Below are 19,167 nucleotides of genomic sequence, written 5' to 3' on the forward strand. Positions count from 1 at the left end.
GAAGCGCCTGTCTTATAGGCTACTAAACATTTACCCGCTGTCATTTCACTCGTTTCTTATTGCTGCAATTTGATAGGTGATGGAAAGATATTGGCTGAGGCCAAGCAGGGTAGTGGAGCCAAGGGCATAATCTACCTGCAGTTGCCGGGCTTTGAAGCCAGCGCCGAAGGTGGCTTTGCGGGTAAGCGTACTAAAGCCGGATCGAAGTACGAACTTCTCCTGTAGCAGCGCATACTCGGCACCTGCTTTAAAGTCGGCGTTGTGGTCAATGTTCTTCTCTGTTTCTGCGGCCAGGAGCAGCCGGGACGTTGGGCGGTACGAAAAACCGGCTTTCATGATGGTTGGCAAACGCTCATCTTCAAATGAGGCCAGCCTGGCCTGGTTCAGGTTGTAGGCGTATGCACCAAAGTACAGCCCGGGAATCACCTCGCCCTGCACACCTGCTGAAAAGGCAACGGCTTTCTGGCTGCCATTTTCTTTCACAGCCACCTGCCATACATCTGCTTTCGCTCCGAGGCTGAACTGCCCCAGTTTATGACCTATTCCCAGCCCCACATGCTGCTGGCTGAACAATGCATCGCCGAACCTGCTTATACTCAGGCCATAGGTTCCATACTCTGTAGTGGGGTAAATGGCATGCAGGGCAACAGTGGTAAAGGCGAGTTCGCTGAAACGGTTCTCTGCATGAACACCTGCCTGGGGCTTATCTATGCCGGCAATGCCTGCCACATTCTGATGCAATGCCCACACATCTGTCAGGGTAACGGAAGCGTTGCCCAAAGCGGCTGCCCGTGCGCCCAAGGGCCCGTCTGCCTGCGCATTTGCCCTGCTATAGAACAGCAGGAATCCGAATATAAGAAGCGTTCCTGATAAAGATTTCTTTATCACTTTTTCATATGATTTATATTTTGGGAGTACGGGTGTCGTTTTGTAATATTTGCATTTTAAAAACAAAATTTTTTAAAATGCCTTTATATGGCTTCTGGAGCTAATATTTATAGATGTATAAATTGGATTTAGGTACGTAAGCCGCTTGAAAGAACAGCTTATTGCTGTTCCTGTTTTTGTATTAACCTTAAGCTGAGGAAGTGTGTGCTTGAGTGGGTGAACACAACGTAGAACTAAGGCTCAAAATTCCCAAAAGAGTATTTTGAACATCATCCAACGTGTATGAAATAAGACAAAAAGAAAGGCGCTGGGGAACCCCAGCGCCTTTCTTTTTAGATAAGCCACAATGCTTAAGTTGCTTTAGTCTTTCACCTGCAGTTTTACCTTGGCTTTGCCATTCTTCTTCTCAATCTTGAAGTCTGTATTGCCGTTGCGGAGCTTCTGGTTTGCTTCTTCTATGGTTGCCTGCAGCAGCTCGCCTTGCGGAGTCTTCGCTTCAGCCGTGGCCGCGTCGCCGGCACCCGGGTTCTCATTGTCCACAATCGTCATTTCATTGATCAGGTTGGTGGCACCTGCAAACTTGTCAATCAGGAACAACAGGTAACGGGAGTCCATGTTGATGCAGCGCTTGTAGTCCGGGTCATATACCAGGTCGCCGGTCATGGCTTCCCAGTTGCCGTCGAAGGCAAGACCAATCAGTTCGCCGCGTCCGTTGATAACTGGAGAACCGGAATTACCGCCCGTAATGTCATTGTCGGTGATGAAGTCGGTTACCAGTTCACCTTTAGAGTTGGCATAGCGACCGTAGTCTTTTGCCTGGTACAACTGCTTCAGCTTAGCCGGCACCACGAACTCTTCGTTGTTCGGGTCTTCTTTGGCCATCACGCCATCCAGGGTAGTATAGTAGTTGTACAGCACACCATCCTGCGGGCTATAGTCTTTTACAGTACCGTAGCTCAGGCGGATAGTAGAGTTCGCATCCGGGTAAAACACTTTGTCCGGGTGCATCTGGCGCAGACCAGCTACATATAAACGGTTTGCTCTGTCCAGCTTCGCATTGCTTTCTGCCAGGGCAGGGGCAATGTTGTTTCTGTAGTTGTTGATGATGCTGTTTACAATCTGGAAGGCCGGATCATTCTCCAGTTTCTTCTGCGTCGGGTTGTTCTTCAGGAACTCGCGTGTTTTCTGCTCCGACACCACCATAGAGTTGTTGTACACATAGTCCGCCAGTTTCTGGAAATCGCCTTTGTGCTTCTGCACAAGCTTCTTGAACTCTTCCGGCTGCTGCTCCTTCGGGATGTCCTCGTAGTAGTTCTTCATTAAAGCCGCGAATACTTTTTTGTCAGAAGGAGCATGGTAATCTTTAAAGTGAGACTCCACGCGTGGCATGATATCTTCCACTGCTTTCTGTACAGCAGCAGGGTTGTTGGAATTCAGCGTGTTGTAGAGTGGCGTCAGGCGGTAAGCCATCAGCAGCGACTCCACACCCAGCACTGCCTCGTTCAGGTACACCGTTCCCAGGTTATACTTTTCGATGTTGGCATACGCATCGTTAATCTCGTTCAGCACATTGCCGTAAGTAGATTTGCGCGTTGCATCGCCACTGTTGGCCCAGTTCTGGAACTTGTCCTCGTCCACTATTTTTCCTTCGATGGTGCGCATGCGCTTGATGCCTTCGTTCTGGCCAATAGAGTACTTATAGTAATTGGCCGTAGAAGCGTACTTAGATGCATACTTAATGCGGGTAGCCGGATCTTTGTCCATGTCTTCTTTCCACAGCGCAAGCTTCTGCTCACGCAGCTTAATGCGCGACTTGTTCAGTTGGTTTACTTCCAGTTTCAGGCCGTGCGAGGTCATGAAGCGCTTGGTGCGGCCAGGGAAACCGAATACCATCGAGAAATCTCCCGGCTCTTTGTCTGCAATGTTAATCGGCAGGTGGTGCTTTGGCTTGTAAGGCACGTTCTTATCTGAGTAAGCAGCAGGCTTCCCGTCCGGGCTCATGTACACACGGAACATCGAGAAGTCGCCGGTGTGGCGTGGCCACATCCAGTTGTCGGTGTCGCCACCAAACTTACCGATAGAAGAGGGCGGTGCACCTACCAGGCGCACATCAGAGTAGCGGTTGTACACAAACAGGTAAAACTCATTGCCGTTAAAGAAGTCGCGCACGTAGGTTACGTACTCCCCGTTGTTGCTGGCCTCTTTTGCCAGGGCCTGCACACGCTGTGCTACCAGCTGGCTGCGCTGATCTTCCGGTGTGTTGTTGTCGATACCTTCCAGCACTTTGCCGGTTACGTCATCCATACGCACCAGAATGTCCACGAACAGGCCTTCGTTCGGTAGTTCCTGGTCTTTGGATGTGGCCCAGAAGCCGTCGGTTAGGTAATCGTGCTCCGGAGCAGAATGTGACTGGATAGCGCCGTAGCCACAGTGGTGGTTAGTTAAAAGCAAGCCTTCCGGCGAGATGAACTCCCCGGTACAGAAACCGCCAAACTGCACAATGGCGTCTTTCAGGCTGGAGTTATTAACAGAGTAGATTTCTTCGGCAGTCAGCTGCAGGCCCTGCTTCTGCATGTCTGTATGGTTCAGACGCTTGATAAGCATGGGCAGCCACATACCTTCGTCTGCTTTTGCGGCAAAAGGCGCGCTCAGCGAAACTAAAAGTAAGAGTGAGAGGATTCTTTTTAACATCGAAATTTGTTTAGATGAATTAAACTATTGCAAATTTAATAAATTATTACGGCTCCTAACAATTGTTAGGCTTGTAGGCCGCTGCAAAAACCAAACCATGTCCTGGATACTGAAGAAAATGATGCTGGCGCTTATCTGGGTATACCAGCACATGATATCGCCGCTGACGCCTTCCGCCTGCCGCTATACCCCCACCTGCTCGCAATACGCCGTGGAGGCTATAGGCAAGTATGGCCCCTTTACAGGTGGCTGGATGGCGCTGAAGCGCATTGGCCGTTGCCACCCCTGGGGAGGGAGCGGGCATGACCCGGTGAAATAGCCACCGAAGTAGGCCGGCCTGTTTATGTGCTGTTTGCGAAGCATGTAAAACACACATCACTTTAAGAAATTTATAAAGCTTTTATTAGGACTTATGCCTGTAAGTGTATTTTTTCCTTTGATTCGTCTAAAGACTGGCGTATAGCTTGGGTTTTCTGGTATTTCTGGGCATATTTAGAAATCAATAAAATTCCCGCCAAATCTATATGCTCCTAACCTTACTGTCGCACCAGTGGAAAGCAAACAGCCGCTCACCTGTCTTTCAAAAGAGCATCGTGCTCAACATTATCCTGGCACTGCTGGTTCTTTATTTCGGTGCGATTTTTCTGTTTCTTGGATATAACCTGCACACCATTCTGGCCAAGGCATACCCGGAGCAGCCACCTGTAGCCATCTTTAATGGGGCTTTGCTGTTTTACTTCCTCATTGACCTATTCTTCCGGTTTATGATGCAGGAGCTGCCGGTGTTGGCTGTGCAGCCTTACCTGCACCTGCCCATCCCGAAGCAGAAGCTCATCCACTTTGTGCTGCTGAAGTCGGTGCCGAGCATTTTCAACCTGCTCTTCCTGCTGATATTTGTGCCCTTTATGCTGTCGGCGGTGATCCCGGCATATGGAGCCGGTGCTGCGCTTGCCTGGCTCCTTGCCGCCACGGCCCTCACTTTTGTGAATAATTTCCTGCTGGTTTATTTCAAACGGCAGCTCAGCAGCAAACCCATGCTAACCTTGCTGTTTGGGATTGGGGTAGCCGGGCTCATGCTACTGGACTATGCCGGCGTCTTTTCACTTTATGCTGCTTCAAGAGTCGTTTTCGGTGCGCTGCTGCTAGAGCCCTGGCCGGTAGCGGTGCCAGTGCTTTTGCTGGCGGGTGTATACGTACTCAATTACAATTTCCTGAAGGCTCACACGTATCCCGAGGAGCTAAGGGTGCGCGAAAACAAGCGGGTAGAGGGGAAAGGTATTGCCTTCCTGAATCGATTCGGCGAACTAGGGAAACTGATAGAGTTAGAGCTAAAGCTTATCTGGCGGCACAAGCGTTCTAAGTCAGCGGTAATGATGTCAGTTATCTTCTTGTTCTATGGCTTTATTTTCTATGGTAAAGATAATTACCAGAACGACTTTGCCATGTATATTTTTGTGGGAATAGCCATGACAGGCATGCCGGTATTCAATTTTGGGCAGTTTGTGCCGGGCTGGCAGAGCGCGCATTTCGATGCCCTGCTGACGAGGCGCATTTCCCCCTACCAGTTCTACGCTGCCAAGTTCTGGATTTTTGTGCCTACTGTCGCCCTTGTTTACATCCTGACGCTGCCTTACGGGGCTATCTTTGGCTATCAAATTTTTCTTGTCAACACAGCGGCCATGCTTTTTAATATTGGCGTGAACGTATTCGTCATATTTTACTTCTCTGTCTACAACAGAAGCCGGCTGGACCTGAGCAAAAGTTCTGCTTTTAACTGGCAGGGCGTGGGTGCCTCTAAGTTCCTGATGACCCTGCCTCTGCTGGTATTGCCTTCGCTTCTTTATGCTCCTTTTGGCTTGATGGGAGTGCCTTATGTAGGCGTAGTTGCCATTGGGTTGACAGGCCTGGTAGGGATTATCTTTCATAAGCCCTTGCTGCACTGGACAGCCGGGCGGTTTGTACAGCATAAATATAAGCTGGCAGCCGGTTTCCGGCAGGCTTAAAGCTTTCTGCACAAGCAAAAACATTCATCTTAGAGTCATCACTTAAACAAATCACCCCAGTCCATGATAGAGGTAAGGAACATCGAGAAAAGCTACAACGGCACCGTTGTCGTGCATATACCAGCGTTAACCATTGCCACCGGTGAGGCAGTAGGTGTGGTGGGTAACAACGGGGCGGGTAAAACCACGCTTTTCCGGATGGTGCTGGACCTTATCCGCCCCAGCAAAGGCGAGATGTACAGCAAAGGCACCAACGTGTCGAAGTCTGAAGACTGGAAGGAGTACACCGGTTCGCACCTGGACGAAGGTTTCCTGATAGATTACCTGACCGCCGAAGAGTACTTCAAGTTTATCGGCGACCTGCACGGTTTGTCAGACGGAGACGTTACAGAGCGTTTGCTGCCCTTCATGGATTTCTTTAACGGTGAAGTCCTGAACCAGCGAAAATACATCCGCGACTTCTCAAAGGGCAACCAGAAGAAGATAGGCGTAGCCGCTGCCGCCCTCTCTGATCCGGAGCTGCTGATACTGGATGAGCCCTTTGCCAACCTGGATCCCAGTTCCCAGATACGCCTGAAGAACCTGCTCAAAAGCCTGCGCGAGCAGAAACGTATCACCCTGCTTATCTCCAGCCACGACCTGAGCCACGTCATTGAAGTATGCGGGCGCATTGTAGTGATGGAAAAAGGGCAGCTGGTGCAGGACATGCAAACGACTGAAAATACACTTACCGAGCTGGAAACTTATTTTACGGTATAGGTGGCTTGCCACCTTCAGGTAAGTCAGAAGTCCCTTCCATATTTAGGAACGAAGCAACTCTCTCCGATTTGCTATCTTGCTATTCTCTTCATCCAGTCTCCGATTACTTCCAGTGCTGCTGGAGCAAACGTCTCCTCCAGTTGCCCATACTCTGCAGGTCCGCCGGTTTTGGCTGTCTGGAAGAGGTGGTTGAGGTTTGGTAGCTCCATAATGGTATATTCCCTGTTGCCGCCGCCTCTCAGCGCCCTTTTGGCTGCTGCCATGTTCTCCTGATAGGGCACCTGCAGGTCTTTGGTACTGTAGAGCATCAGCACGGGCATCTTCAGCCTCCTTAGGGTGGGGGCTGGGTCGTAGGCGAGATAATAGCGCATCCAGGGCGAACTGAGCTGGTCCACCACTGCCTGTTCACTTTGCGTCGTCAGTCCGAGTTGCTGTTGCTCCTGCGTCGTCAGCGTCGTCTTTGCCTCCTGCTCCAGTTTCCTTATCAGCTCGGCGGCTCTTACTATATCTCTTTCTGTGGCAGCGATGTTAAACTGTGCCTCCCGAAGGCTCAGGTACTGCCGAAGTTGCCTTTCCGACACACCTGCGTTTTGCAACAAGGCTTTGTTTTGTGCCAGTAGTAACTCAGTACCTGGCACGGCACTGCCTGCCAGCAATACGACAAAAGCCGCCAGCGGATTGTCTGCAGCTACCTGTGCTGCTACCAGGGCACCCTCACTGTGCCCTAGCAAGCCTACTTTCCGGTGGTTGATACCCTTAAAGTTTTTTAAAAAGGCATAAGCAGCCGCTGCGTCAGAAGCAAAGTCCTCTGTGGTAGATGTGGCAAAGTTACCGGATGATTTACCGACGCCACGATCATCAATGCGCAGCACTGCAAAGCCCTGGCGGGTAAGGTAATCGGCGAGAACCAGGAAAGGCTTATGTCCCATCAAGGTTGCATCGCGGTCTTGTGGGCCGGAGCCGTTGAGGAGCAGCACGGCCGGGTGCGGACCACTGCCTTGTGGTATGGTAAGTGTGCCAGCCAACGAAATACCAGCGGCTTTGTTCTGCACAGTTACTTCCTTGTTCTGGTAGGGATACGGCGGGGTTGGCTCCTGCGGGCGTGTTGCGGTCTGTGTGACGGTACCTTTTTGCAGTGGCAGCGCAAAGGCCTGCCCGGACTGCTTCCATTGCCCGTCTATCGTCTCAGGGCTTGTTAGCTTCCCTGCATAGGCTCCGCCAATAGCTTTTATGTCGATGTACAAGCTGTCCTGCACCAGCCGCACCGACTGTACCGGAATACCGTTAGCGCCTTGCTTGGGGCTGTCCATGGTGGCGGAGAGGGTGCCATCCGGGGCGGCACTGATGTGGAAGATGATGGGCAGCTCTGTTCCCATAACGCTGAGAGAGCCACTCCAGTCGCCAGTAACAGGCCCGTGCTGCTGTGCCTGCCTGGCCAGTGCGGTGCCGGTAGAAAGTATAAGAAGGAATAAAGAGAGGAGGTGTCGGTTTAACATAGTTTATTTGGATGCATTTAAATTTTTACCGGTACCGCTGAAAGATGTAAAGCTTTAACTGCGATGCCTCTGCCACCAACTGCACTGTTGTTCCTTCCATATCATCAAACTCCAGCTGAAAACCATCTTCGTAGCCGCGCTGGTTGGTCATACGCCACATCCAGTTGATTTTCTTGCGTTGGTTGGAGATTTGGGTTCTGCTGAACTGCTGTTCCAGCTCCTCGAAATCAAGCTCCGGCTGCATACAAATTGTTACTTCATCAGTATCCTCATCCACCGCAACAATCAGGTAAGCGTCCTCCAACCGAAAAACCACCTGCTGCAACCAACCCAATTGCAGGTCATTTAAAGCAAAGGCATTGAGCACTTCTTTTCCTATCAGGGCATCTAAATCTACAGTACTTTCCATTTAATCCGAAGGTATGGCATTATACTTTACTCAACTATAGCAGCATCTGTTTTGGCAATCTTTTTTTACATCATCATACGGCTCATACTATGACTCAGGAAACTCTTCCCTCAGCGCCCCGTCGGTTGGATTACTGCTGCAGCACCTGCTCCAGGCTGGCGCGTATGGCTCCCTTTTTAGTAGTGGGTTGAGGAGGCGTAGCCTCGGTGATAGTGGCAATCAATCCAGAATCATATATGCTTTCCGGGAAAAAAATGGTATATTTGTTTATGGCCGCGGCCTCAATCATGTTTTGCGTTACACGCTCCATGTTGTTTTGCCACTTCCCGTAAGGGTAGTTTATCCCGTGGAAGATGTGCGTTGCTTCTGCTCCCAGTGCTTTTAGCAGTTCACCGTCCTGTGCATCTCCTTCTATCAGCTGTAACGTAGGCCAGTGGCCAAATAGCTTTGCCGCCTTCTGCCTGTTTCGTACCAGCAGGGTTACCTGCTCCTGGTGCTGCAAAAGCTCTTGTGTAAGGGCATATCCGATACTGCCTGTTCCGCCGAGCACTAAAAATCTGAAGGTATTGGTAGCCATGTTCCTGTGGTTATAAGGTAATGGTACAAAGGTATGTGTACCGATAGGTTTAGAAGTTGACAGATGCCGCAAACCACTTGACCAATCGCGCAAACAATAATAAAAACGTGGCCCTGGCTGCAAAGGCTTTGCTGCAGGAGCTAAGGCTGCAGGAACTATTCTATGCTGTTGGCTGTAATATATAGTTAGTAGAATATAATCAAAACAAGAGAAACCAATCTATTCATAATATGACTGATACACTTTTAGCGAAAACACCTATCACACACGAGCATCTTGCAAAAGCCATCTCTTACATGCAGTACCTTGAGATGATTGACCGTTTGCTTGCGGAAGGCAAAACCACCGGCGACAATCATTCAGAGGAAATGGTAGAATACACCCGTATGAACATGCACCGTATGTACCGCATGGAAAAGACGGCTGTGCTGGATGATGAGATAGTGCAGCTGCTTTTGAGTGTGGAAAATAAGATGACCTGGGTCGTGCTCACAGAAGCATGGTGCGGGGATGCAGCGCAAAACATTCCGGCGATTGCCAAGATTGCGGATGCTTCTCCACTTATAGAAGTAAAACTGCTGCTGCGCGATGAGCACCCTGCCATAATGGATGCTTACCTGACAAACGGCACCCGTTCTATTCCAAAGCTGATTGCGCTGGATACGGAGACACTGGAGGTATTAGGAACATGGGGACCACGCCCTGAACCGGCCCAGCAGTTGGTAGAGGACGCAAAGGCGAACAGCCTCCCTTTCAAAGAAATGGCAGAGAAGCTGCACGGCTGGTACGCCAAAGACCGTAGCCGTACGCTGCAGCAGGAGTTTAAGTGCCTGCTCCGCAACTGGGCGCAGCTCACTTCTCCGGAAGACCGGCTGGTAGAGCGCTGCTCGTAAGCACGTACCTACTGAAACAGGAAGGGCGATACCATGGTATCGCCCTTCCTGTTTCAGTAGGAATTGTCATCTCTCTTTGTGTCGGGACAATAGTATGGTCTTGTTCAAAGTATCCTTCGTTGTTTAGTGCTGTAGCTTCTGCAGGTTGGTCGTTGGTGAAAACACTAACAACGGCTAAAACACCAACAACGGAGAAGAATATGTTTCTTAAAATGCTTCGTAACGTAACTCTTTGCACCAGCGAATCTGGAGACTCGTAGATTCCCGCGCCAGGGCTGATGGTTATGTGTGGGCAATTTGTTATTTACGTCTTTTCTGTGCCAATACCCGCCGTAGGCATGAGTACCAGCCGCCAGCCATCGGGGTCTTCTACGGTTATGGCGCCTTTGTGCTTCCAGTAGGGATTCTCCGGCGCTACCTCCGGGTGTCCCATTTCTTCCAACCGCTGCACAATCAGCCTGATACGTGCTTCATCTGGTAGGTAGAGTACCAGCAGGTTATCGCGGGAGGGGGCAGGGCAGGGGCTGCCGGCTGCATGCTGCGTAAATTCAAGGTGGTATGATAAGCCGGGCAGGCCTATCATGATACCATTATACCCTTGGTGGTTCTCGAAAGAACCAAGTTTTCTCAGGCCAATGCCCTCGCAGTAAAACCGTTCCACTTCCTGCAGCTTGTCGGTTGGGCGTGCCACGCGTACCTGTGCCACCGGCAGGCTTTCCGGCCAATCCTCTATCATTTTTTGCTTACCTGGTTTAGTACCGGTTTCTTCAGGGCAATATCCGTAATCCTGTCACCTACTTCCAGCTGGTGCACGACCGGCATTCCGTCTACTACTTTCGCAAAAATGGTATAGCGGCCGTCGAGGTGTGGTGTAGGGGAGTGGGTGATAAACCACTGGTTACTTTCTGTGTCTTTACCTGCTGAGGCCATGCCTACGTAGCCCTCGCCGTAGCGCAGTGGTGCAAATTCGGAACGGATAGAATAGTCAGAGCTGCCCCAGCCGTCGCCGCGCTTGTCGCCGCCCTGCGCCACAAAATTAGGCACCACCCGGTGGAAGTAGAGCCCGTCGAAGAAGTCTTGATTAACTAAGTCTACAAAGTTCGCAACAGAACCAGGGGCATCCTCTACAAACAACTGCAGGGTGATGGCCCCTTTTTCTGTATGTATCACCACCTGCTGGTCTGCCGGAATGCTTTTTACCAGCGCCCAGTCAATAAGGTGGGTGAATGGGTTCTGCGGTGCAATGCTTTCTTCTCTGTTGTTCAGGAAGTCAAGGGTTTTCTGCAGCTCTATGTTTGTTTCCATGTCGCGGGGCAGCTGCAGTTTTTGCTGTGCCTGCACCAGAAAGTCGAAGCTACGGTAGTGGTTACGCAGGTTCAGTTTAGGGTCGCGGATAGCGGCGGCGGCCATTCCCACCAAGGCCACATCCCCTGTTCCGACAGCTTTTCTGAATATCTGTGCAAACTCACTTTCCAGGCTTCTGGGGAAATCAGGCTGCTGGCGCATCAGGATGAGGGCATCCATGGCCGTGGTGGCGATGACAGGTTCCTGTGCTGCAAACATTTCCTCCGCAATAAAGCTGTAGTTGTCGTAGTAGCCGGAGAGCGCCTTTAGCAGGTGCGCTTTGTCGTAGGCGCTGCGGGCATGCTGGTACTGTTGCTTATAGCGGCTGTTCAAAAGGGCTTTGCTCTGCGGCTGGCTGTTGTGCAGAATCACCCAAATAACGTTTCCGCGCACACGGGCATCCTGCAGCTGCGTAAGTATCTGCAGCAGGGACGCTACTTCTACACCGGCAGCATTTGCCACCAGAAACTCAGAGGTAGCCACCGCGGTGTTTATGTTCTCATCCTGCAGAGCAGCGAGCACGGCAGGTTCTATTTTTTTAAACTCCAGGCCACTCATGGCTCTTATTGCACTCAGGCGCACGCGATAGTCCGGATCGCTCTGTGCGATGGTGGACAGGAACTGCGCCTTGTCGGTTGCTCTCACCTTCGCCAGCGAATGGGCAACAGCCATGCGTACTTCAGGTGCTTCGTCGGAAGTGGCTGCCGTAAGCAGTTGGCGGCGGTAAGGCGTCAGGTCTATTTTGGGGGTGCGGGCCAGGTAGTGTGCTGCTGCCAGACGGGCATCATAGGGGTTGTCGGCCGCCACCAGGTGTACTGCTTCTGCTGTACCCTGCTGTGTTACCTGCTGGCGTTGCCCTGCACGGTACAGGCCCCAGGCCTGACCGGCTTTTGTAGCTGGGCTGGCAGGTGTATAACGGTTCAGAAACACGGCACCGGCAGGGGTGGCTACTTTGCCCAAAGCTTCCAGCAACTCGGCCTGCACAGCAGGATTGTGCTCTTGCTGCAGGTACTGTATAAGGTCGTTTTCAGCCTTGGCGTGGCCAATCTGACCCAGAGCATAAGCGGCTGCTTTTCGTGCGGCTACGGCTGTGTCTGCCAATAGCTGCAGGAGGGAAGGTACAGCCAGCGTATCCTGTACAGAGGCAAAAGCCAGGGCTGCTTCGGTGCGGTACTTTGGTGAATTATGGTGCAGGTATGGCAGCAGTTCGGCGGTGTTGCGCTCGTCCTGCAAGGTATAAATTTGCTGCAGCGTAGTATCTCCAAACTTATTGAAGGCCACCGGGGCTTCTGAACGTTTTAAGGGCAGGTACTGGCAAGCCGAAAGTGCACCAAGGGCAAACACCCAGGTATAGCGGTATTTCATTTTTCTGTTCATATGGAGCCCTGAAGATAAAGAAAATCCGGAAGAGGGCCTGTACAAGGAGGGGGGCTGCAGCAGGTATAATTTTGATATACGATTGAAATTATTTATTTTTAATCTAAACAACCCGCTGTTGCTCATGCAGGAAATAAGTGTCAGGCTTTTTAAAGGAGCTTACAAGCCAAAGTCTAAAGCAGAACAACGCCTGATGTTGCTGGCTCTTGCTGCCGTAGCCGTGCAACTGGGCTTTTTGGTGCACCTTGCTGTTTCCCAGATGTATACCGTCGAACTGGTGCTCGTTTTCCTGGTTAACCTGCTCATTCCTGCTTACTATTTCTTTACCATCTGGCTCGACCGCAAACCGAAATACCGCCGGCACCTCACCCTGACAGAGGAGGGAGTGTGCTACCGTGCCAAGTTTCGGCAAAAGGAGCATGAGTTTGACTGGGCAGAGGTAGATGTAGTGCACATCGAACCCTACAGGGTGAAATTCATTCTTAAGAATGAGGAAGAGCACGATATAAACCTGGCGCGAATACAAAACGAGGAAGTGCTGCAGCAGGTAAAAGCGCAAATCCGGGAGATGGTGCAGCGAAAAGAGATTATGCTGCAGTAAAATCCTATCGCATATTCTCCTGCCAGGCAGTGTGTTTTTTCTTTTGTTGGCAGCCAGCAATAATAACGTAGCTTTTTTGGCTTTATCTGTCGCCGTTTCTTTCCCTGCCCGTTCTTAAGCGCTACTTCATTATGCCGTACCTGGTAGTTCTTTGTCAGCCGCAACAGGCATTTCTTTAAATGTTTTTGCGGTATGGGTGGTGTGGCAGCAGAAGGTTTGCCACCTTTGCAGCCTGAAACAAAGAGTATGGCAGAACAGCTTTCGCGGGTGTATGGAGTGCAGTTTGGGCTACTTTGCCTGAGTTCTTTTCTGTTCTTCGCGAGTTTTAATATGATCATCCCGGAGCTGCCGGACTACCTGAGTAGTCTGGGCGGTGCAGAGTATAAAGGCCTGATCATTTCTCTCTTCACGCTTACAGCAGGCCTGTCGAGGCCATTTAGCGGTACGCTGGCAGATAAGATCGGGCGCATACCTGTGATGATTGTGGGTGGGGCAGTTTGCGTGGTGGCCGGTTTCCTGTACCCGCTTACAGGCACAGTCGCGGCCTTTCTGCTCCTGCGCTTTATGCATGGCTTTTCTACAGGTTTTACACCAACGGGCACGGCAGCCTATGTGGCCGATGTGGTGCCGGTAGGGCGGCGTGGGGAGGCGATGGGGCTTATAGGTCTCTCCGGCAGTTTGGGAATGGCCGCCGGACCGGCAGCAGGCGGCGCTATCGCAAACCAGTTTTCCGTGGATACAATGTTCTATGCTTCCTCGCTGGCTGCTTTTTTGTCGGTAGGGGTGCTGGTGCGGATGCATGAAACACTGGACAACCCGCATCGCTTCCGGATGGGGTTGCTCAGAATATCAAGAAGCGAGATCTTTGAGCCACGCGTACTGGCCCCTTCCATCGTGATGCTGTTTTCTACCTTTGCCTACGGTACTATTCTCACTATTATCCCGGACTTTAGTGAGCACCTGGGCATCCGGAACAAAGGTCTCTTTTTCACTAGCTTCACACTGGCTTCCCTGGCCATCCGGTTTCTGGCCGGCCGCGCCTCCGACAAATATGGGCGCGTAACGGTGCTGCGTGCCAGCACCAGTCTGCTTACATTGGCTATGGTCTTTATTGGTTTGGTGTCGTCGCCTACAGAATTGCTGTTAGCAGGTATTGTGTTTGGGGTGGCGCAGGGTATGAATTCTCCAACTATCTATGCCTGGACCATTGACCTGGCGCATGAGGCACACCGGGGGCGTGCTATGGCGACCATGTATATTGCCCTGGAGGCAGGCATTGGCGTCGGTGCGCTATGCTCGGGGTGGCTGTACAATAATGAGGCGAGTAACTTTACACTCGTTTTCTGGCTCTCAGCTGCTTTCTCGCTTGTGTCCTTTTTATACCTCATGCTGTTTGTAAGGAAGCAATAAGTAAGGAGACGTAGAAAGCCAGAAAGGGAAAGCAATACCATGTGTCACTAAATACATCTGCGGTATGTATTGAAAGGCCCGCCGGGACTAAAAGCCAGGGAAGCATGATATTGCACAACATAAGCTATTGCCGTTTGACTGTAATAATACTCTGCTCTCCTAAATGCTTTCTACTGCTAAACAGTTAATTATGCAGCCTTATACAGCTGCAACGCAGCGCAGGAAATTATCTCAGAGTAGGCAGAGTGGGCACAGCTTAAAAGAAGCATCCAAACAAGTACCCTCTTTTTTTGTTAATTGCAACACAATAACCTTCGGGATACGTTGATAAAATCATAATGAACAATCAATTTATACATACGCTTTTCAAGCATCACCAACAGGCGAGGCATCATGTGCCTTCTTCGGCGATCTGCCACCTGGTAGAGGGGGTGCTTCATTTGCTCTTCCCGGCCCTGGCCGATGAACGCTTTGAAACAGTACAGGAACTGGAGGAGTATGCCAGTAGCCTGCAGCAGAACCTGATGCGTGTGCTCTCCAACATGGAGCAGCAGTTGCCGATGCCGGCTGAGGAGGTGGCGCGGCAGATGATGCAGCACCTGCCCCAGATTCACCAGTTGCTACTGCTCGATGCAGAGGCCATTGCTGCCGGTGACCCTGCCGCACAAAGTGTGCAGGAGGTAATCAGAACATATCCGGGATTTAAGGCAGTGGCCATTCACCGGCTGGCCCACGAGCTGTACCGCTTGCAGGTGCCGCTGTTACCAAGGGTGCTGTCGGAATACGCGCACGCCCAGACGGGTATCGATATTCATCCCGGTGCGCGTATTGGCACCCATTTCTGCATCGACCATGGTACGGGCATCGTAGTTGGGGAAACCTGCATCATTGGCGACCATGTTAAACTGTACCAGGGCGTAACGCTGGGCGCACTGAGCGTAGACAAAGCCATGGCCAATATAAAGCGCCACCCTACCATAGAGCACCATGTGGTGATATATGCCGGGGCCACCATACTGGGCGGCAACACCGTTGTAGGGGCATATAGCACTATTGGAGGCAACGTGTGGCTGACGGAGAGCGTACCTGCCTACTCAAGGGTATACCACAGGCCGCAGATAAATGTGCGCCGCTCCGCCGACCCGGCTGACGTTGTGAATTTTTCAATCTAAACCATAACACTAATCTATATAAAACATGAAAGCTAAATCAATACTAGAAGTAATTGGTAATACGCCACACGTGCGCATCAACAAGCTCTACAACAAAAATGTAGAGGTGTGGATGAAGCAGGAGCGGAGCAACCCCGGTGGCAGCATCAAAGACCGCATTGCACTTGCCATGATTGAAGATGCCGAACGCAAAGGCTTGTTGAAAGAAGATAGTGTTATTGTGGAGCCTACCTCTGGAAACACAGGTGTAGGTTTGGCGATGGTGGCTGCCGTGAAGGGCTACCAGATTATTCTTGTTATGCCGGAGTCAATGTCTATTGAGCGCCGCCGCCTGATGGCCGCCTATGGCGCCAAACTGGAACTGACCCCGCGCGAGAAGGGCATGAAAGGAGCCATTGAGCGCGCCCGCGAGATGGTAGAGGAAAATAACAATGCCTGGATGCCGATGCAGTTCGACAACGAAGCCAATACTCAAATTCACATTGATACTACCGCCCAGGAGATACTGGAAGATTTCCCGGATGGGCTGGATTATATCATCACCGGAGTTGGTACCGGCGGACATATCACTGCCGTGGCCAAAGTGCTGAAGGGCCGCTTCCCTAACCTGAAGGTGTATGCCGTAGAGCCTTCTGCCTCTCCTGTGTTAAGCGGTGGCCAGCCCGGTCCGCACCCGATACAGGGAGTAGGTGCTGGTTTTATTCCTAGCATTATGGACACTTCGCTGCTGGATGGCGTGGTGCAGGTTGATGCTGACGAAGCATTTGATTACGCCCGTCGTGCTGCCCGCGAAGAAGGTTTGTTTATCGGCATATCCTCGGGAGCATCTCTGGCTGCCGTTGGTAAAAAAATAGAAGAAGAAATTCCGGAAGGCTCCAAAGTACTCACCTTCTGCTACGACACAGGTGAACGTTACCTGTCTGTAGAAGGTCTGTTTGTGTAGCAGCTTTAAGTTTAATCTTATTTGTGAGCGTCTCCTGTTGTATAGCGGGGGACGCTTTTTATTTGTGCTTTTTAGCGAAAGCAACCGTTTGTGCTGTCAGCTAAAAACTGGAGGTAATGAGGGGGTGAGGAATGATAAACTATTATTTAGTTCTAAGCCTGGCCAGGCACTGAATGTTCCTCTGAAGGGTCATAAAATATGAGTTACAACCAAGGGTTAGCTTGGCAATTGGACTTTATCCTGATATAAAAGCAATAGGGATTAATACTTGATGCAAGGCATATCAGCATCGGTATGGCAGCTGTCAGCAAAACCAACAAAGTAATCTCCAATAAAAATGCCGGCGCCGTTGTTGATGGCATTTGTTCCAGCGTTGAAAGTAACCATGCTACCATCTATAGTAGAGAAGCCATACTGGTCCTCGTTAGGCAAGGCTCCTGCCTTAGATGGGAGTGAAAACACAGAAACGTTGCTTCCTAAGCTTTCTGAAGAGTAAGCGTGTGTAGAATTGGCTAAAGTTTTCATAAGTCCTCGTTTTAGGTTCTAATACATTACAACAATACGAACATCATTAGTCTGCAAACAGGAATTTTAAGGCGGTAAAGTAACATCTTTTATGCGGGAGTAACAGGTGTGGGTTTTTAATCAGGTCGGTTTGAAACCGGCAATATAATAAGGGATTAAGTCTACTGTTGAGGTGTTAATTAACTATACAATATATATAGTTATATATATTTAAGGATGTAAATGCTTAAAAGTAACATCTGAGGTGCAATTCTTTTCCTGTTCTGTGATGAATATTTAGCCTGTATTTCCTCGTTTTGCTGTTTTACCACCTCGGCTAGCTGCTGTTTTCTCTCTTTTTCTGCACAATTATGCTTCCGTATCAGCTTTTTTGATTTGTCTCTGTTTGCTTCTGAAAGGGGGGCAAACATTTATAAGGAAACACATGTACTTACATCATGCCTACTCAATTTACCATATATAGGATAAACCCCGTTTTATGCCTGTTCCTGCTGCTGCTCTCTTCCGCATGTGCCAGGAAAAACTTTTATGCCCCTACTCCCATTGCGGACCCCGCCGTGCACCAACTGCTGCTGCAGTCACCTGGCGCTGTTGATAGTGTAACCGTTCAGGCTGGCAGCCACTACAAGCGTGGCTTTCTGCACAATGTCATCTGGGGCAAGCGCCATCGGCAAGCCTGGTCAACGGCGGTGACGGTACCTGTGCTGCAGGTAGACACCGTGAAAGGAGGGCTTCAGGTTGAGAAGGTAGGCGGCGGAATGCAAACGATAAATGCTACAATGGTGGCTGGGGATGGAATGACCTACTCCTTGCGCACCGTTGACAAGAGGCCTGAAATTAAGCTGCCTTTTCCCCTGTCCAGAACATTTGTTTCAAACCTTGTGCTTGACCAGACCTCGGCGCTCCACCCTTACGCTGACCTGATGGTTGCACCATTGGCCAAGGCAGCCGGAGTTCCACACGCAACACCTATGTTGGTGTATGTTCAACCGAACGAGGAGAGGCTGGGGGAGCACAAGGAGCTTTTGAGTGACAGGCTCTATATGCTGGAGGAGAAGTACAATGACAAACGCGCATTGGTCGGGGACCTGAAAGAGGCGCAGGACATTGTGGGAACAGGAAAGATGCTTAAGCACCACTATCGTAATAGTAACCATGTCATCGATCAACCCGCGTTTGCCAGAGCCAGGCTCCTGGACCTGTTGATTGGCGATCGGGACAGGCACGAGGGGCAGTGGGAGTGGGCTGTGTACCAGCAGGAGGGGGTGTACATTTACCGCCCGATCCCGAAGGACAGGGACAATGCTTTTTACCGCTTCGACGACGGCCTTTTGTCCTGGCTCCTGAGCCGCAAGTGGAGCTTCCGCAAATATGTTTCTTTCAGCAAAGACTACAGGGATGTAAAGGCACTAATGGTTAAATCGAAGAAGCTCGACAGGCAGGCCATGCCGGAACTGACGGCACAGCAGTTTGATTCCCTGGCGCACGAGCTGCAGCGTGCTGTTACAGATGAGGTAATTGAGCAGGCTGTACGGAAGCTTCCAAAGCCTGTTTATGAACTGCAGGGTGAAATCCTGGTGCGCGACCTCAAAAGCAGGAGAGACCAACTTGACAAGGCAGCCAGGAAGTTCTACAAAACACTTGCGAAGAAGGTGCAGGTAACTGGCTCAGACGACGCGGAGCAGTTTGAAGTGATACGGCTAAATGACAATGAGACAGAGGTAACAGTACGCAGGAAGTCGGATGGCAAAATCACTTATCGTAGGACTTTTCATCGAGCTGATACAAAAAAGATCGTACTGCAAGGTTTGGCCGGAATCGATGAGTTAGAAATGAGAGGCCAGAACAGGAATAGAATAAAAGTAACTGTTGTAGATGAGCAGAACAAAGAGAACGTCGGGCACAGTTCTCATGTGGGGACAACAGAAGATTTAGCTGGTGGTATATAATAGAGAACTATACCCGGAGCGAAGGAGCAATCTTTTAGGTCAAACTGCCCACGCTGTAATCTAAAACCAGCGGAGTTGTGTGCACTTGGTATGCCGAAACAAAAAAGCACTTACCAGTTTTACCTAGTAA

Annotated in this window: 17 protein-coding genes; 9 read left to right on the plus strand and 8 right to left on the minus strand. The window is 50.6% G+C overall.

All coding sequences use genetic code 11. The annotated features are described in order from the left end of the window. Positions 1-45 precede the first annotated feature (45 nt). Together ACYVB1_RS05670 and ACYVB1_RS05675 are read right to left on the minus strand one after the other, a co-directional pair. Positions 46-888: a PorV/PorQ family protein gene (locus ACYVB1_RS05670; protein ID WP_460921554.1), complete on the minus strand. Its 843-nt coding sequence runs from the start codon at positions 886-888 to the stop codon at positions 46-48. 360 nt (positions 889-1,248) lie between these two features. Beyond that, positions 1,249-3,579, minus strand: coding sequence for a S46 family peptidase (locus tag ACYVB1_RS05675; RefSeq protein WP_460921557.1), 2,331 nt, complete (start codon positions 3,577-3,579; stop codon positions 1,249-1,251). Between the two features lie 97 nt (positions 3,580-3,676). Here ACYVB1_RS05675 and yidD point away from each other — a divergent pair, with 97 nt between their 5' ends. From yidD to ACYVB1_RS05690, 3 genes are all read left to right on the plus strand, one after another. Then, entirely contained in the window at positions 3,677-3,898 is a 222-nt protein-coding gene (gene yidD, locus ACYVB1_RS05680) for a membrane protein insertion efficiency factor YidD (RefSeq protein WP_460921560.1), read from the plus strand. Positions 3,899-4,103: 205 nt separating this feature from the next. Beyond that, the gene (locus ACYVB1_RS05685) at positions 4,104-5,582 is read left to right on the plus strand and encodes a DUF5687 family protein (RefSeq protein ID WP_460921563.1); all 1,479 of its coding nucleotides are present in this window, start codon (positions 4,104-4,106) and stop codon (positions 5,580-5,582) included. A gap of 63 nt (positions 5,583-5,645) precedes the next feature. Further along, positions 5,646-6,341, plus strand: a complete 696-nt coding sequence (locus tag ACYVB1_RS05690) for an ABC transporter ATP-binding protein (protein WP_460921566.1) — start codon at positions 5,646-5,648, stop codon at positions 6,339-6,341. A gap of 71 nt (positions 6,342-6,412) precedes the next feature. Here ACYVB1_RS05690 and ACYVB1_RS05695 read toward each other — a convergent pair whose 3' ends face one another. From ACYVB1_RS05695 to ACYVB1_RS05705, 3 genes are all read right to left on the minus strand, one after another. Then, the gene (locus ACYVB1_RS05695; protein ID WP_460921569.1) at positions 6,413-7,837 is read right to left on the minus strand and encodes an alpha/beta hydrolase family protein; all 1,425 of its coding nucleotides are present in this window, start codon (positions 7,835-7,837) and stop codon (positions 6,413-6,415) included. 25 nt (positions 7,838-7,862) lie between these two features. Then, positions 7,863-8,246, minus strand: a complete 384-nt coding sequence (locus tag ACYVB1_RS05700) for a DUF6334 family protein (protein WP_460921572.1) — start codon at positions 8,244-8,246, stop codon at positions 7,863-7,865. A gap of 130 nt (positions 8,247-8,376) precedes the next feature. Next, entirely contained in the window at positions 8,377-8,823 is a 447-nt protein-coding gene (locus tag ACYVB1_RS05705) for an NAD(P)H-binding protein (RefSeq protein WP_460921575.1), read from the minus strand. A 230-nt stretch (positions 8,824-9,053) separates the two neighbouring features. Here ACYVB1_RS05705 and ACYVB1_RS05710 point away from each other — a divergent pair, with 230 nt between their 5' ends. Next, the gene (locus ACYVB1_RS05710) at positions 9,054-9,716 is read left to right on the plus strand and encodes a thioredoxin family protein (protein WP_460921578.1); all 663 of its coding nucleotides are present in this window, start codon (positions 9,054-9,056) and stop codon (positions 9,714-9,716) included. Positions 9,717-10,020: 304 nt separating this feature from the next. On the opposite strand, the gene ACYVB1_RS05715 is transcribed toward ACYVB1_RS05710, so the two are convergent. Further along, on the minus strand, positions 10,021-10,452 hold the full coding sequence (locus tag ACYVB1_RS05715) for a VOC family protein (RefSeq protein WP_460921581.1): 432 nt from the start codon (positions 10,450-10,452) through the stop codon (positions 10,021-10,023). Next, on the minus strand, positions 10,449-12,437 hold the full coding sequence (locus ACYVB1_RS05720; protein WP_460921584.1) for a peptidylprolyl isomerase: 1,989 nt from the start codon (positions 12,435-12,437) through the stop codon (positions 10,449-10,451). The genes ACYVB1_RS05715 and ACYVB1_RS05720 overlap by 4 nt, the downstream gene beginning before the upstream one ends. An 82-nt stretch (positions 12,438-12,519) precedes the next feature. Between ACYVB1_RS05720 and ACYVB1_RS05725 the strand changes: the two genes are divergently transcribed. The 4 genes from ACYVB1_RS05725 (at position 12,520) to cysK (ending at position 16,563) form a co-directional block, all read left to right on the plus strand. Next, positions 12,520-13,038 (plus strand): hypothetical protein, encoded by a 519-nt coding sequence (locus tag ACYVB1_RS05725; protein WP_460921587.1) that lies wholly within the window; start codon positions 12,520-12,522, stop codon positions 13,036-13,038. Positions 13,039-13,284: 246 nt separating this feature from the next. Beyond that, entirely contained in the window at positions 13,285-14,448 is a 1,164-nt protein-coding gene (locus ACYVB1_RS05730; protein ID WP_460921590.1) for an MFS transporter, read from the plus strand. Positions 14,449-14,786: 338 nt separating this feature from the next. After that, entirely contained in the window at positions 14,787-15,620 is an 834-nt protein-coding gene (gene epsC, locus ACYVB1_RS05735; protein WP_460921593.1) for a serine O-acetyltransferase EpsC, read from the plus strand. Positions 15,621-15,645: 25 nt separating this feature from the next. Next, a complete protein-coding gene (gene cysK / locus ACYVB1_RS05740) occupies positions 15,646-16,563 on the plus strand; it encodes a cysteine synthase A (RefSeq protein ID WP_460921596.1) in 918 nt (305 codons plus the stop codon). A gap of 261 nt (positions 16,564-16,824) precedes the next feature. On the opposite strand, the gene ACYVB1_RS05745 is transcribed toward cysK, so the two are convergent. Continuing rightward, positions 16,825-17,088, minus strand: a complete 264-nt coding sequence (locus tag ACYVB1_RS05745) for a hypothetical protein (protein ID WP_460921599.1) — start codon at positions 17,086-17,088, stop codon at positions 16,825-16,827. A gap of 437 nt (positions 17,089-17,525) precedes the next feature. Here ACYVB1_RS05745 and ACYVB1_RS05750 point away from each other — a divergent pair, with 437 nt between their 5' ends. Next, on the plus strand, positions 17,526-19,037 hold the full coding sequence (locus ACYVB1_RS05750; RefSeq protein WP_460921603.1) for a hypothetical protein: 1,512 nt from the start codon (positions 17,526-17,528) through the stop codon (positions 19,035-19,037). Positions 19,038-19,167 lie beyond the last annotated feature (130 nt).

The sequence above is a fragment of the Pontibacter brevis genome, from assembly GCF_054779655.1.